General features: G+C 64.8%; 14 protein-coding genes. 7 read left to right on the top strand and 7 right to left on the bottom strand.

Annotation, left to right across the window (positions count from 1 at the left end):
• Positions 1–8 precede the first annotated feature (8 nt).
• Together tldD and lepB are read left to right on the top strand one after the other, a co-directional pair.
• Positions 9–1,436 carry a metalloprotease TldD gene (tldD, locus tag OCA5_RS16390; RefSeq protein ID WP_012561855.1) on the top strand — a complete coding sequence of 476 codons (1,428 nt, stop codon included), beginning with the start codon at positions 9–11 and terminating at the stop codon, positions 1,434–1,436.
• Positions 1,433–2,194, top strand: coding sequence for a signal peptidase I (lepB, locus tag OCA5_RS16395; RefSeq protein WP_012561854.1), 762 nt, complete (start codon positions 1,433–1,435; stop codon positions 2,192–2,194). The genes tldD and lepB overlap by 4 nt, the downstream gene beginning before the upstream one ends.
• A 156-nt stretch (positions 2,195–2,350) precedes the next feature.
• Here lepB and OCA5_RS16400 read toward each other — a convergent pair whose 3' ends face one another.
• The 3 genes from OCA5_RS16400 to OCA5_RS16410 form a co-directional block, all read right to left on the bottom strand.
• Positions 2,351–2,935 (bottom strand): PAN domain-containing protein, encoded by a 585-nt coding sequence (locus OCA5_RS16400; protein WP_012561853.1) that lies wholly within the window; start codon positions 2,933–2,935, stop codon positions 2,351–2,353.
• Positions 2,936–3,078: 143 nt separating this feature from the next.
• Positions 3,079–4,449: a glutamate--cysteine ligase gene (locus tag OCA5_RS16405; protein WP_012561852.1), complete on the bottom strand. Its 1,371-nt coding sequence runs from the start codon at positions 4,447–4,449 to the stop codon at positions 3,079–3,081.
• A gap of 90 nt (positions 4,450–4,539) precedes the next feature.
• On the bottom strand, positions 4,540–5,067 hold the full coding sequence (locus OCA5_RS16410) for a MarR family winged helix-turn-helix transcriptional regulator (protein ID WP_042200906.1): 528 nt from the start codon (positions 5,065–5,067) through the stop codon (positions 4,540–4,542).
• Positions 5,068–5,311: 244 nt separating this feature from the next.
• On the opposite strand from OCA5_RS16410, the gene OCA5_RS16415 reads away from it, so the two are divergent.
• Positions 5,312–8,539 carry a tetratricopeptide repeat protein gene (locus tag OCA5_RS16415; protein WP_013913399.1) on the top strand — a complete coding sequence of 1,076 codons (3,228 nt, stop codon included), beginning with the start codon at positions 5,312–5,314 and terminating at the stop codon, positions 8,537–8,539.
• A 228-nt stretch (positions 8,540–8,767) separates the two neighbouring features.
• On the opposite strand, the gene OCA5_RS16420 is transcribed toward OCA5_RS16415, so the two are convergent.
• A complete protein-coding gene (locus tag OCA5_RS16420) occupies positions 8,768–9,694 on the bottom strand; it encodes a class I SAM-dependent DNA methyltransferase (RefSeq protein ID WP_012561849.1) in 927 nt (308 codons plus the stop codon).
• A gap of 217 nt (positions 9,695–9,911) precedes the next feature.
• Between OCA5_RS16420 and OCA5_RS16425 the strand changes: the two genes are divergently transcribed.
• Positions 9,912–10,217 (top strand): DUF6460 domain-containing protein, encoded by a 306-nt coding sequence (locus OCA5_RS16425; protein WP_012561848.1) that lies wholly within the window; start codon positions 9,912–9,914, stop codon positions 10,215–10,217.
• A gap of 39 nt (positions 10,218–10,256) precedes the next feature.
• Positions 10,257–11,594, top strand: coding sequence for an MATE family efflux transporter (locus OCA5_RS16430; RefSeq protein ID WP_012561847.1), 1,338 nt, complete (start codon positions 10,257–10,259; stop codon positions 11,592–11,594).
• Here the strand turns inward: OCA5_RS16430 and OCA5_RS16435 are convergent.
• Both OCA5_RS16435 and OCA5_RS16440 read right to left on the bottom strand, forming a co-directional pair.
• Positions 11,569–12,663 carry a quinone-dependent dihydroorotate dehydrogenase gene (locus OCA5_RS16435; RefSeq protein ID WP_012561846.1) on the bottom strand — a complete coding sequence of 365 codons (1,095 nt, stop codon included), beginning with the start codon at positions 12,661–12,663 and terminating at the stop codon, positions 11,569–11,571. The genes OCA5_RS16430 and OCA5_RS16435 overlap by 26 nt on opposite strands.
• Positions 12,660–13,004 carry a DUF952 domain-containing protein gene (locus OCA5_RS16440; RefSeq protein ID WP_012561845.1) on the bottom strand — a complete coding sequence of 115 codons (345 nt, stop codon included), beginning with the start codon at positions 13,002–13,004 and terminating at the stop codon, positions 12,660–12,662. The genes OCA5_RS16435 and OCA5_RS16440 overlap by 4 nt, the downstream gene beginning before the upstream one ends.
• A 192-nt stretch (positions 13,005–13,196) precedes the next feature.
• On the opposite strand from OCA5_RS16440, the gene OCA5_RS16445 reads away from it, so the two are divergent.
• A complete protein-coding gene (locus OCA5_RS16445) occupies positions 13,197–13,820 on the top strand; it encodes a S24 family peptidase (RefSeq protein WP_012561844.1) in 624 nt (207 codons plus the stop codon).
• Positions 13,821–13,844: 24 nt separating this feature from the next.
• Complete coding sequence (locus OCA5_RS16450) at positions 13,845–14,387, top strand: carbonic anhydrase (RefSeq protein WP_012561843.1); 543 nt, start codon at positions 13,845–13,847, stop codon at positions 14,385–14,387.
• A gap of 43 nt (positions 14,388–14,430) precedes the next feature.
• Here OCA5_RS16450 and ybaK read toward each other — a convergent pair whose 3' ends face one another.
• The gene (gene ybaK, locus OCA5_RS16455; protein WP_012561842.1) at positions 14,431–14,904 is read right to left on the bottom strand and encodes a Cys-tRNA(Pro) deacylase; all 474 of its coding nucleotides are present in this window, start codon (positions 14,902–14,904) and stop codon (positions 14,431–14,433) included.
• Positions 14,905–14,908: the final 4 nt, after the last annotated feature.

Raw genomic sequence — 14,908 nt, forward strand, 5'->3', positions numbered from 1 at the left:
GCGTTTCCATGACCCAGTCCCAGCCTACCTCCCTGATCGAGCGCGCGGGGCTCGACCGCGACGATGTCCGCAAGGAAATCGTCCGCGGCCTCGACGGCGCCGACGATGGCGAGCTGTTCATGGAATATCGCCAGTCAGAAGGGCTCGCGTTCGACAATGGCCGCCTCAAACAGGCGACCTACGACACCGCGCAGGGCTTTGGCCTGCGTGCCGTGAAGGACGATGCGGTCGGCTACGCCCATTCCTCCGACATGTCGCTGTCGGCGATCGCGCGCGCGGCGGATGCCGTGCATGCGGTGCGCGGCGGCTATTCCGGCACCTTTGCCGCACCTCCGCCTCATACCAACGTGCGGCTCTATGGTGACGCCAACCCGCTCGACGGCGAGGTTTTCGAGACCAAGGTGAAGCTGCTCGCCGAGATCGACGCCTATGTCCGCGAAAAGGACCCGCGGGTGCGGCAGGTCTCGGTCAGTCTGGGTGCAACCTGGCAGGTGGTGGAGATCGTGCGCCCGGATGGCGAGAGCTACCGCGACATTCGCCCGCTGGTACGCGTCAATGTCTCCGTGGTCGCAGGCTCAGGCGACCGGCAGGAAACCGGCAGTCAGGGCTATGGCGGGCGCGAGGGCTACGCCCGCTTCATCGAAACCAAGGCGTGGCGCAATGCCGCCGACGCCGCGATCCGTCAGGCGCTCCTCAACCTCGAATCGGTGCCCGCCCCCGCGGGTGAGATGGACGTCGTGCTTGGTCCCGGCTGGCCCGGCGTGATGCTGCACGAGGCGGTCGGCCATGGCCTCGAGGGCGATTTCAACCGCAAGCAAACCTCGGCCTTTGCAGGCCTGATGGGCCAGCAGGTTGCGGCGAAAGGCGTCACCGTGGTCGACGACGGCACCATCGCCTCGCGGCGCGGCTCGCTCTCGATCGACGATGAGGGCACGCCGACCAACCGCACCGTGCTGATCGAGGACGGCATCCTCGTCGGCTACATGCAGGATCGCCAGAACGCACGGCTGATGAACATGAAGCCGACCGGCAACGGCCGGCGCGAATCCTACGCCCATGTGCCGATGCCGCGCATGACCAACACCTACATGTTGGCAGGCGACCGCGACCCGGCCGAGATTCTCGCGTCGGTGAAGAACGGCATTTACGCGGTCAATTTCGGCGGCGGCCAGGTCGATATCACTTCGGGTAAGTACGTCTTCCAGTGCACCGAGGCTTACCGGATCGAGAATGGCAAGGTCGGCGCACCGCTCAAGGGCGCGATGTTGATCGGCAACGGGCCGACCGATTTGCATCGCATCACGATGGTCGGCAACGACCTCGAGCTCGACGCGGGCATCGGCACCTGCGGCAAGAACGGTCAGGGCGTGCCGGTCGGCGTCGGCCAGCCGACGCTGCGGATGGACCGCATCACCGTCGGCGGCACCGGCGCATGATCGCGGCCGCGCCCAAAGCCTCGCGCAGTTGGGCGCGCGCCATCGGCGAGATCGCAACCGCCTTCCTGATCGTGATGGCGGGCAAGGCGGCGCTCGCCGAGCCGTTTTACGTTCCCTCCGCCTCGATGGAGCCGACGCTGCTGATCGGCGATGCGCTGCTCGCCTCGAAATACCCGTATGGCTACGGCACGGCGTCACTGCCGGTGAATGTCACGGTGCCGACCAGCATCAGGCTGTTCGGCAAGCTGCCCGCGCGTGGCGACGTTGTCGTGTTCCGCTGGCCGGGCGACACCTCGCAGGCGTGGGTGAAGCGCGTAGTCGCGCTTCCCGGTGATCGCGTGCAGATGCGCGAGGGGCAATTGTGGCTGAACGGACAGGCCGTTCCCACCCACGCCCACGGCTTTGGCGACGCCCAGAATGACGATGGCAGCCTCACGCCGGCCGCGCGCTACACCGAAGAACTGCCCGGCGGGCACAGCCACACCATCTTCAAGCTGCGCACCCACGGCGTGCTCGACAACACCGACGAGATTGTTGTGCCACCCGACATGCTGTTCGTGATGGGCGACAACCGCGACAACTCCGCCGACAGCCGCGTATCGGTCGCGGACGGCGGCGTCGGCCTGCTGCCGGTCGAAAATCTGATCGGCCGCGTCGATACCGTACTTGGCTCGTGGGACATTGCCGCGCGAAAGAAGCCGATCTGGGAATGGCCAACGGGTCTGCGGCTGTCGCGGATGTTTTCGTCGGTGCAGTGAGAACAATACTACTCTTGTGGTCATGGCCGGCATAGCCCGTCGAAGACGGGCGTGAACGCCCTTTTGTCCCGGCCATCCACGTCTTTCTTCGTTAGAGCTTCAAGACGTGGATGCCCGGCATAAAGCCGGGCATGACGAGCTCAAACGAAATCGATTCTACCGTACCACGCCCGAAATGAATCCCGGCTTGCGGCGCGGCGGCTTGATGCGATCCTTCAGGTAGCAGCGCGCATCGCGCCCGACATAGCCTGGCCGCGCATAGGTCCAGGCACGGCAACGGTTGTCGGCCTCGCAGGCCGCCTTGCAGTGATCGCCCTCGCTATCGGGTGGCACGGTGATGCTGCGATAATCGCCGCCATAGCGATCCGTCGCGGCCTCGATCTTGCGGTTGCGCAATTCGACCACGCCCGCCCCGCGCACGCCGGAGACGCAGCAGGTATCGGACACGCGGCGCGGCACGCTGTTCTTCAGCCAGCAGATTGCGCTGCCGCGTTTCACACTTGGATAATTGAAGCTCCACGAGCGGCAGCGCCGGTCGCGCTCGCAGAACATCGCGCATGCCGCAGGATCGCCGCTGACGATTTCAAGATGCGCGTAGTCGCCGCCGGGCCTGTCGAAATTCGCCTGCGCCTGCGCGGTTGCGCCGAACGTCAAGGGCAGGAGCGCGACAGCTGCAATGGCCGCCGCAACGATGTGCGCCGAGAGACGAGAAAAATATCTGAAAGGGCGAAAGACAAACATGCCAACATGACTTTCAGAAATCAAAAATCGCGCAGCGGCTGCGATACGGTGCCCCTCTATTCAAACCCCGCCTTCCTGTATCGCGGATGAATATCGGCGCACGCCCCATGCCACGCTGCAAAGCGCCGCACTACTCGATACCCCTAAAAGGCGTAGGCGTCATAGGCTGGATTGACGGAGCCGGCCCACGCTCCATTAAATTTTGTCAACATTTCCTCTGCCGGCGTACGGCCAGCGTCGATAATGGCGTCAAGCGGTTCGAGAAAACGCGATTCATCACGGCCGAGATGATCGACCCGCGCGCGCCGCCGCAATCCCGCATGCGCAAGCGCGAGGCAATCGCGTGCAACCTCGAACATGTAGCGGCCATCCACCGGTGTCTTGAAACCGAGACGCGGCACGGCATCGCGAATCGCCTGACGCATCGCAGCATCCCAGCCCCGCACCATCATCCACGCGGCATCGAGGCTTGCGTCGTCATAGAGAAGGCCCGCCCAGAACGCAGGCAGTGCGGGCAACTGCCGCATCGGCACACCATCCGCGCCGCGCATCTCGAGATAACGCTTCAGCCGGACCTCGGGGAAGATTGTCGAAAGATGATTGGCCCAGTCCGACAGCGTCGGCTTCTCGCCGGGAAATTTCGCGTTCTTCCCGTCAAGAAAATCGCGGAAGGACGAGCCTGAGACATCGATGTAAGTCTCGCCGCGCTTGACGAAATACATCGGCACGTCGAGTGCGTAATCGACCCAGCGCTCGAAGCCCATGCCGTCTTCAAACACCCACGGGATCATGCCCGCGCGGGCATTGTCAGTATCGCGCCAGATTTCCGAGCGGAATGAGAGAAAACCGTTCGGCTTGCCTTCGGTGAACGGCGAGTTGGCAAACAGCGCGGTTGCAACTGGCTGCAGCGCCACCGCAACCCGCAGCTTCTTCACCATGTCGGCTTCCGAGGAGAAGTCGAGATTGGCCTGCACCGTGCACGTCCGGTACATCATGTCGAGGCCGTAGCGGCCGACCTTCGGCATATAGCGCGTCATGATGCCATAGCGACCCTTCGGCATCGCCGGAATCTCTTCGCGCGACCATGATGGCGTCATGCCGAGGCCGAGAAAGCCGATGCCGAGCGGCTCCGCGATCTCGCGCACCTGCGCAAGATGCGCAGCAAGTTCGACCGCGGTCTGATGGATATTGTCGAGCGGCGCGCCGGAGAGTTCGAACTGCCCGCCGGGCTCGAGCGAAATCGCTCCGCCACCGGTGACATCGTGCAGACCGATGATATTGCCGCGCTCGTTGATCGGCTCCCAGCCGAGCAGCAGTTGCATGCCTTCAAGCAGTGCCTGAATGCCGCGCGGCCCTTCATAGGGCACGGGGCGATGACCCTTCAGCGTGAACGGCGTCTTTTCGTGCTCGGTGCCGATCTTGAATTCGGACTGCGGCTTGATGCCGGCTTCGAGCCATCCCACAAGCTCCTCGCGCGAGGAGAGCGGGGTCATATCGATCTGGTCACGCGCCATGCGGCACCTTCTTGAAATGCGCCACGAACGGCGCAGGCTGCCGGAGGCAACGGGCGCGCTGACCCGTAGGCCCAAGTGATGAATAAAATATCATTGCGAGGAGCCGGATTCTTTCGCGTCGGACGATGATGCCTGGGCACAGCAGCCAAGACGATCGAGGAGATCGCATAATTTTGCAGCCTCCGTGTCCGACAGTTTGGAGCCGACATGCCGCTCGATCGCTGCGGAATAAGCCTCCCCCATTCTCTTCTGCAGTTCGCGCCCCGCATCGGAAATCTCGACAAACAGCCCGCGCTTGTCGTTCTCGCATTCGCGCCGCGCAGCCAAACCTTCATCGACGAGACGCTCGATCAGGCGCGAGGTCGAATATTGCGGCAGCAGCATCTGCCGCTCCAGTTCGACCGGTCGCAGTTCACCGCCCGGTGCGCGCGACAGTTCAAGCAGCGCATCGTACCAAGCGAGCGGCGGAAAGCCCGCACGCTTCAAATCCTGCTCGACCGCATCGAGCACACGGCTGCGCACCCGCGCGAGCCGCAGCCACGCTTCCGTCACTTCATTGGACGGGCGGCGTGAGGCTCCACTGGGGTCGTTCTGGCGTGCGTGTCTGTGCAAATGCATCCACCGTGGGCATTCATGCATGTGCATTAAGGCACGACGGTCCGCTTGCCAAGCGGAAGAGCCTCCGCCCTATCTCCTCTCGCAGCCGCAAACTTTTCCGCGCCCGCGCAATCTCCTTAACCCGTTGTTTACCGTGACACGAAAAAGTCAGCCCTGAAGCGGTCTGCCTGCGCCGGAAATTCGTTTGTCTTTTCAACGAGGCGGCCGAAGGCGGGACAACCGGCGGCAGACACCGGGCGAGGGCATGGCATTTCATCAATCATGGGGATCTGAAGGAACTGATCCTTCCACCCGGGAGCGGCCCGACCAGCGTCACCGTTCCACGCCCGGCGAACCCATGTCCGGCAACGTCACAGGCACCGATCCGCGCTCACTGTCCCAGCGGGAAGCTCGCGACATCGCCGAGATTCATCAGCGCCTCGATTCCATCGCCCGGCAGGTCGGGCATCTCTCCGCCGGTCCTGCCGCACATGGCGCCCCCAACAACGTGGCCCAGCAGCTCAACGAGGCGATCTCGCGGCTCGACGCGCGGCTGTCGCAAATCGCGGCACCCGATCGCGCACCGTTGATGCAGGCGCCACAGGCCCAAGCCCCGCAGGCTTATCAAGCGCCGCAGACTTACCAAGCTCCGCGGATGGCACCGCCGATACCGGTGATGGCTCCGATGATGTCCCCACCGATGGCGCCTCCCATGGGGCCTCCCTTGGCCCCGCCTCAGGCGCCAGGACTCGATCTCTCGATTGCCGAAATCATCGCCCGACAGGGTGAGCTTGACGGGCCGAGCCCCGCGCAGGACGCCCTGCGGCGCAGCGCGCCGAATTTCGTTCATGCCGCGCCGGTGCCGCAGCCCTATCCGAATTTCGACAGCATCGAACGCAAGCTCGCCGGCATTACCAGCCAGATCGAGACGCTGCGCCGCCCCGACGGCATCGAGCAATCGATCTCGGCTTTCCGCTCCGAGCTTGCCGACATCCGCCACGCCATCACCGAGGCGCTGCCGCGCCGCGCGATCGAATCGCTCGAAGGTGAAATCCGTTCGCTCGGGCGGCGAATCGACGAAACGCACCAGAACGGCGCCGACAGCGCCGCCCTTGGCGCGGTCGAACGCGCGCTCTCTGAAATTCGCAGCGAACTGCGCTCGCTGACCCCGGCCGAACAGCTTGCCGGATTCGACGATGCGATTCGCCATCTCGGCAGCAAGATCGACACCATCGTCCGCACGAGCGGCGATCCTGGCACGCTCAATCAGCTCAACGAGGCGATCTCCGCGCTGAAAACGATCGTCGCAAACATCGCCTCAAACGAGGCGCTGTCGCAGCTCTCCGAGAATATCCGCACGCTGTCGCAGCGGGTGGACCAGCTTTCGCAAGCCACGCACAGCGACATGTTCGCGGCGCTGGAGCAGCGCATCGCCACACTGACGACGACGCTTGAGCAGCGCGAGCGCCCGGCGCCTGCCGATTCCAGCCATTTCGACAATGCGGTGCGCACGCTCTCCGATCGCCTCGATAGCCTGCAGGTTGGCGGCGATGCGGCTGCGACCTTCTCGCATGTCGAACAACGCGTCGCCCACCTTCTGGAGCGGCTCGAAACGTCAGAGGCGCGCTCCGGGAATCTCAACCGCGTCGAAAGCGGCCTGTCCGAAATCATGCAGATGCTGCAGCAGCGCAGCGCCCCCGAAGCCGCACACGCCTCGCCTGCAATGGACCCGGCGTTCGTCGATGCGATCCGGCGCGAACTCTCGGACATGCGCCAGAATCAGGTCGAGACCACGCGCCATACGCAGGATTCACTCGAGGTCGTTCACAACACCCTCGGCCATGTGGTCGATCGCCTCGCGCAGATCGAAGGCGACCTGCGTCAGGCCCGCCCTGCGCCCACGCATACGCCGCCACAGGCGCCGTTGTCCGGCCCGGTGCCCGCGCCGCAGCGACCGGCTGCACCGACAATCCCGCCGCAGACCCGCCCCGAGATGCCCAACCCGGCGCTCCTGCAAAAGGCCGCTGCCGCTGAGCGCAACATGGGACCCTCGCCTGCGCTGGCGAAGGACGCCGCGATGGCAGGCGCCGCGCCGCGCCCGACGCGCGCGCCAATCGATCCAGCACTGCCGCCCGACCATCCGCTCGAGCCCGGCAGCCGTGGCGGCGCACGCCCGTCCGCGGCCGAGCGCATCGCCCAATCGGAAAACGCCCTCCGCGACATTCCGCAGGCCAAGGGGCCGGTGAGTTCTTCGAACTTCATTCAGGCGGCACGCCGCGCCGCGCAGGCGGCCCAGGCTGCGCAGCCCTCGCCGCCCGCCAAGAAAGCGACGCGCGTGACTGCGCTGAACGACGCCGCGAAGCTTGCCGCAACCAAGGATGCGCCCGCACAGGGCTCTCGCGGAGCCAAAGTGCGCGCGCTGCTCGTCGGCGTCAGCGTATTCGTGATCGTGCTCGGCACCTTCAAGATGGCGAGCAATCTCTGGCACAGCGGCGAAACCGACCGCGCGTCGCCGGCGATCGAATCCCATATCGCGCCGCCCGCAACGCCGTCACCGGTCGAGGATGCAGATGGCGACGATGGCGACAGCATGCCCAACGCTGCGCCTGATGCGCCGTCGATGATTTCGCCGACACCGATCGACAAGCAGTCGCTGAACGCACCGCTTGCTCCGCCGCCGAGCCAGCCAACACAACAGGCAGCAACCCCGGCGACGGCTCCTGCCATCGCACCGGCTCCGCCTGCGATGCCGCCCGCGAATAACGATGTCACCGGCTCGATTGCACCGATCGGCACGCCCGCACCGCTGCCGGACGCGATCGGCGGACCTGTGTTGCGGACCGCCGCGAAGAAAGGCGATGCGAGTGCGGCTTATGAAGTCGGCCTGCGCTATGCGGAAGGCCGCGGCGTGACCGCAAATTACGACGAGGCGGCGAAATGGTATGGCCGCGCCGCACAGGCCAACCTCGTACCCGCGATGTTCCGTCTCGGCACGCTCTATGAGAAGGGCCTCGGCGTTCGCAAGGATATCGGCCTTGCCCATCGCTATTATCGTCAGGCGGCGGATCACGGCAACGCCAAGGCGATGCACAATCTCGCGGTGCTGGAAGCCGATGGCGGCGGCAAGCCGAACTACAAGAATGCCGCCTACTGGTTCCTGCGGGCCGCCGAGCGTGGCGTCGCCGACAGCCAGTTCAACCTCGGCATCCTGTATGCCCGCGGCATCGGCGTCGAACAGAGCCTCACCGAATCCTACAAGTGGTTCAGCCTCGCCGCTGCGCAGGGCGACGCCGACTCGGAGCGCAAGCGCGATGATGTCGCCAAGCGCCTCGACGCCAATACGCTGGCCTCCGCCAAGCGCGCGGTGCAGAGCTTCACGATCGAGCAGCAGCCGGCCGAGGCCACGCAAGTGGCGACGCCTCCGGGCGGCTGGGACGCCAAACGCGCCCAGAAGACCGCGAAGCCTGGCAAGCACAAGGCGGCAAAGGGCTAGAGCGTTTCCTCTTTTGTGGAAGCGGTGCGGCATGCTCGATGCGCTCCCTCTCCCCGGTGGGGAGAGGGTTGGGGTGAGGGGCTCCAAATTTATCGATAGATTCCTACGCCCTCACCCGGATTGCTTCGCAATCCGACCTCTCCCCACGGGAGAGGTGAAGGACCACGCTGCGACAGACGCGATTCAACTCGAAACGAAAATGCTCTAGGCCGCTCCGCCCGCAATCTCTTACGCTTTGGACGCAACAGCGATCAGCCCCGGTACCGGCACGCCGCTCTCGGTCCGGTTCGAGGCGGCCTCGAGACTGAGAGGCATCAGCCCCGCATCCGCAATCGCCGCGCGGACATGCGCAGCGCCGTGCGCATAGCGTAACCCCGCACCGATAATGACGCCGTCGCCGCCATGCGTTTCGGTGGTGAAGGCGACAAGCCCGGCCGGGCGCAGCACGCGATGAATGTCGCGTAAGGCCGGAGCGAGGTCGGCAAGATAGATCACCGCATCCGCTGCAAGCGCCAGATCGAACGCCGCATCCGCCTCGCGCTTCAAACCCTCGACCATGTCGGCCGCTTCGAGCCGGTGATAAAGCCCGGTTGTTTGCGCTTGCGCCAGCATGCCGGGCGACAGATCGATTCCGATGAAGCTGTCGACATTGCCCGCAAATGCACGCGCCGCGAGCCCGGTGCCGCAGCCGAGATCGATCGCTGATTTGAAGAAAGCCGGGCGCTTCAACCCATGACAGGCGACGAGCACCGCCTTCAGCAACAACTCAGGCCCCTGATAATGGAGATTGGTCCGAAGCGCGTGCTCGAATGAAGGCGCATACTGATCGAACAGCGCGCGCACATAGGCCGGCGGCATCTCGGATAGCGTCTCGACGCCAAGGCGCATCAACCGCAGCTTCGCGCCATGGCGATCCTGCGGGTCGGCCTCCTGCGCCTTGCGATAGGCCCGAATCGCCTCGCCGTGCAGATTGAGCTGCTGCTTCAGTTCGCCGAGCGCGAACCACGCCGAGGCAAAATGCGGTGCGCGCTCCACCGCCTGCGTCATCAGATCGGCGGCGGCCATCAGGTCGCCCCGCAATTGCAAATCGCGCGCAAAGTCGTAGCGGCGATCGGCAATCAGATCACCGGACGACAGGAACAGCGGCGCGGGCATGCAGGCAGCCTCGAAAAAAGCGGTCCTGTATAGCGTGGCGGCAGGCGGGCGACATCAGAAATCGAACGGCGCGGCGGGCTTTTCGTGCCCGATCCTTGGGCCGCTATGCCAAGGGCCACTCGACCTTTTGGAGCACGGCGCTTGACGGCGGCGGTTTACGGCCCCACTTGCGCCAAAGCGTGCTAATCTTATGCACCTGTCGAAGACGGAGACGGCCATGCAGAACGAGGCGAGAGAAATACCGGCGCGGAGCAGCGATCAGTTCTCGCGCTTCCTGGGTGGCTCACCGCTCGCGGTCGTCCTGAAGCTCGTTCTGATGTCGGTTCTGGTCGGCGTGGTCCTCGCCGCCATCGGCCTCGACCCATGGAATATCGTGGAGAGCCTGCGCCGCCTTGCCGACTGGATCTGGAACCTCGGCTTCGACGCCCTCAACGGCCTCTGGCGCTATTTCATCCTCGGCGCGGTGATCGTCATTCCGCTGTGGCTGTTGTCGCGGCTGTTCGGCGCCAACCGCATGCGCTAAGGGTTCACCGACCCTCTCCTTTCGGACTGCATCTTTTCGATGAACGAACTGACGCATGGCCGGGTCTTCGCCATCGCCGGCCCGGCGATGCTCGCGAACCTGACGACGCCGCTGCTCGGCGTCGTCGCGACCGGCGTGATCGGGCAGCTCGGCGAAGCGCATCTGCTCGGCGGCGTCGCCATGGCGTCCGTCGTGTTCGACTGCCTGTTCTGGCTGTTCGCGTTCCTGCGCATGAGCACCGCGGCGCTGACCGCGCAAGCGCTCGGTGCACGCGTAGCGCTGGAAGTCCGCGCCACACTCGCCCGCGGCCTGCTGATCGCTATCGTCTCGAGCGTCGTTCTCCTGATTCTGCAGAAGCCGCTCAGCACGCTCGCCTTCGATCTCATGGGCGGAAGCCGCGAGACCACTGAAGCCGCGCGGCTCTATTTTTCGGTCCGGCTGTGGTCCGCACCGTTCCTGCTCGGCAATTTCGTTCTGCTTGGCTGGCTGATCGGTCAGGCACGCACCGGCCTCGCGCTGGCGATCCAGATCGCCATCAACCTCATCAATATCGTCGCGACCGTAACGCTCGTGATTGAGCTCAACCAGGGCGTCACCGGTGCCGCCTATGCCGCAATCCTGGCCGAAGGCTGCGGCCTCATCCTCGGCCTCTGGGTTGCGCGGCGGATACTGGGCCCTCACGCACTTCGCCTGTCGCGCGCCGTGGTGCTCGACCGCGCCAAGCTCTCGCGCATGATGGCCATCAACCGCGACATCATGATCCGGACGGCGGCGGTGACCGGCGCCTTTCTTTTCTTCACGGCGCAAGGTGCACGCTCGGGCGACGTGGTGCTCGCGGCGAACGCCGTTCTGAACAATTTCGCCGTGATCGGCTCGTTCTTTCTCGACGGCCTCGCGACCGCAGCCGAGCAACTCTCCGGCTACAGCGTCGGCGCACGCGACCGCCGCAATTTCCAGCGCGCGACAAAGCTCGTGCTCGGCTGGAGCGCAATCGCCGCCGCAGCGGTGACGCTCATCCTGCTGGTCGGCGGTGGTCCGTTGATCGATCTCATGACGACAAGCGCCGATGTGCGGATCGCCGCACGCGAGTACATGTGGCTCGCGGCGCTGGCACCGGTATGTGGCGTGATGGCCTATGCATTCGACGGCATCTACATCGGCGCGACCTGGGCACGCGACATGCGCAACCTGATGCTTCTGTCGCTTGCGCTCTATTTCGCAGCGTGGGCGCTGTTGCTGCCGCTCGGTAATACCGGGCTGTGGCTGTCGCTGCTCATCTTCCTGCTGGCGCGCGGCGGCTTTCAGGCGTTGCGCTATCCGAAGCTGTTCGAGGCTTCGTTCGCCCGCCCGCTTACACCGGCCACTCTTCCGCAGTGATCATCGCGGCATCGGCGCCGACGATCTCGGAGAGCGAATCCCGCCCGGTCCGGCGCAACGTCGACAACAGGTCGGTCTTGATCGCCTCGACGAGACCCAGCCCCTTGTAGACGAGCGAGGAATAGACCTGGATCAGTGACGCGCCGGCACGGATCTTCATCAGAGCCGCGCCACCGGAATCGATGCCGCCGACGCCGATCAGCGGAAACGCGCCTTCGACGCGCACATAGGTCTCCGCCACCATGCGGGTCGAAAGCCGTTGCAACGGACGTCCCGACAGCCCGCCCTGCTCGAGCGCAAGGCCGCGCTCGCGCAAACTTGCCGGACGCGCCAGCGTGGTGTTCGACACGATCATGCCATCGATGCCGCGCACGCGCGCGATGTGCACGACATCGTCGAGTTCGCCGAGCGTGAGGTCCGGCGAGATCTTGAGAAGCAGCGGCACCGGTCCCGCCTCGGCCGGCGTGCTGTTGCGCGCCTCGACCACACGGGCGAGCAGATCGTCGAGCGCGGAGGCCTGCTGCAGATTGCGCAGGCCCGGCGTGTTCGGCGAGGAGATGTTGACGGTGAAGTAACTCGCCACCTGCGCGAAGGCTTCGATCAGCGTGACGTAATCAGCGGTGCGGTCGGCCGAGTTCTTGTTGGCTCCGAGATTGACGCCGACGATGCCGCCACGCTCGCGCCGCGCCATCAAATGGCCGAGCACCACCTCCGCGCCGTCGCTGTTGAAGCCGAAGCGGTTGATGATTCCGGAATCCTGTTCGAGACGAAACAGCCGCGGCCGCGGGTTGCCGGGTTGCGGCAGCGGCGTCACCGAGCCGATCTCGACAAAACCGAAGCCGAGCCGCAACAGCGCATCCGGCACTTCGGCATTCTTGTCGAAGCCCGCCGCGATCCCGACCGGGTTCGGAAAATCAAGTCCGAAGAAACGCGCCGCGAGTTTCGGGCTGTCCGGCTTCGCACGCGGCATCGGCACGCTGCGCAGGCCCTTGATCGCAAGCCGATGCGCCTGCTCGGGATCGAGCTTGCGCAGTAAAGGCAGCGTCAGGCTGTCGAAGAGGCGGATCACGACAAGGCCTCCGGCAAACGGTGACGGCCATCCGCATCGAGCGCGAGCGGCGTCACCACCTCAGCCAGTTTCGGATCGAAATCTCCATAGAGATGGGGAAACAGATCGCCACCGCGCGAGGGCTCCCAGCGCAGCACATCGCCAAATGCTGCCGCCGGTGCTGAAACGAGGACAAGCCCCGCCTGTCCGGCGAAGTGCTTCGCAAGCGTGCCGCCAAGCTGGGCCGCCGTGGAAAAATGGATGAAACCGTCGTGCTGGTCGTCCGGGCTGCCGCGATAGGCACCTGCCCGCTCGGCCTCCCGCCAGGCCTCGGCCGGGCAGATTTTATAGATGGTCGACAACGGGTATCCCGGGAGTGTTTGAGTTCATTGGCGTTTTTAGCGCGGGGCGAACCCTAGCCACCGCCGCGCCCGAGTTCAAGACTTGACCTGCCGCGATCCGCAATTGAGCGGCTTTGCGATCCGCAGCCAATTGCGAAAATCCATAATCAAGGTAATAATTCCTATAGCCGGGGATGGCCGGACGGTCTGACGATGATGACACACGATCAAATCTGGGCTGCACTCGACCGCCTCGCGGCGCGCGCCGGGTTATCGCCTTCAGGCCTCGCCAAACGCGCCGGGCTTGATCCCACCACCTTCAACAAATCGAAGCGCGTGACGAATGACGGGCGCGAGCGCTGGCCCTCGACGGAATCTGTCGCGAAGGCGCTGGCCGCAACCGGCGTCAGCGTCGACACTTTCGCGCACTTCATCGAAAGTTCCTCGCGCACCGTGCAGGTGCCGCTTCTCGGTTTTGCGGAAGCCGGCAGCGGCGGTTATTTCGACGATGGCGGTTTTCCGGTCGGCGAGGGTTGGAACGAGGTCGGACTACCCTCGGTCAATGACGAGCATGCCTATGCGCTGGAGATTTCCGGCGACTCCATGAAGCCGGCCTATCGCGACGGGGACGTCATCGTAGTGTCGCCCGGCGCGCCGATCCGTCGCGGCGACCGCGTCGTCGTCAAGACCAAGGATGGCGAGGTGATGGTGAAGGAATTGCGCCGACGCACCCAGAAGGTGATCGAGCTGCAATCGCTCAATCCCGCCCATCCCGATCGCACATTCCCAACCGCAGAGATCGATTGGATCGCACGCATCGTCTGGGCGAGCCAGTAACGCCTTCCAGCAAAGGACCTGATAATGGAATTTCACGGCTGCACCTGCTGCACGGACTTGCTGACCCACCGCCTCGATCGCCGCCGCTTTCTCACGACCGGCGCCGCTGCCGGACTCGCGACCATGCTGCCTTCGCTCTCATTCGCGCGCGGCAAGGTCTATGACGCGATGGTGCTCTCCTGCATCGACCCGCGCCTGCAGGAGCCAGTGCGCCGCTATACGCGCCGTCGCAATCTCACTGGCAAGGTCAGCCAGTTCGTGATCGCAGGCGCCGCGGTCGGCGTCGTCGCCGAGCCGTTCAAAGACTGGCACAAGGCGTGGTGGGACAACGTCACCACCTCGGTCGAACTGCACAACATCAAACGGGTGATCGCAATCAACCATCGCAACTGCGGCGCGGCGAAGATCGCCTATGGCGAGGCCAGCGTTGCCACCTGGAAAGCAGAAACCGCGACGCATAAGGCAGCGCTTGCCGCCTTCCGCATGCAGATGAAGGAACGCCTGCCGAAACTCGGCGTCGAGACCGGCCTGATGGCGCTCGACGGCCGGATCGAGATGTTTGCGTGAGATGATGATCGTGCCCCGAACGCGGCGCGTCCGGGATACGCACTCACGTCACCAGCGGCGCGACGATGGCGTTCAGCACCTTCACCGCGTCGTGCGGATCAAGCCGCACCTGCAGGCCGCGCTGCCCGCCATTAATGTAGACGAGGTCCTGCGCCATCGCCTGCTCTTCGATAGCGGCGCGCGGCGGGCGCATCTGCCCGAACGGGCTGATGCCGCCGACCTTGTAGCCTGACAGCCGCTCGGCATCCGCAGGCTTCATCATCTGCGCCGACTTGCCGCCGAACGCAGCGGCGAGTTTTTTCATCGAGACTTCGTGGTCGGATGGCACGATGACACAGACGGGCTTGCCATCGACCAGCGCCATCAGCGATTTCAGCACGCGCGACGGATCTTCGCCGATCGCCGCGGCCGCCTGCAGGCCGATACTGTCGGCGTTGCTGTCATACTCGTAAGTGCGCACCGAGAAGGCGACACCCGCCTGCTCCAGCATCTTCGTCGCGCGCGTCGCCTTCGACATGATA

This window comes from Afipia carboxidovorans OM5 (genome assembly GCF_000218565.1).
GTDB classification, from domain to species: domain Bacteria; phylum Pseudomonadota; class Alphaproteobacteria; order Rhizobiales; family Xanthobacteraceae; genus Afipia; species Afipia carboxidovorans.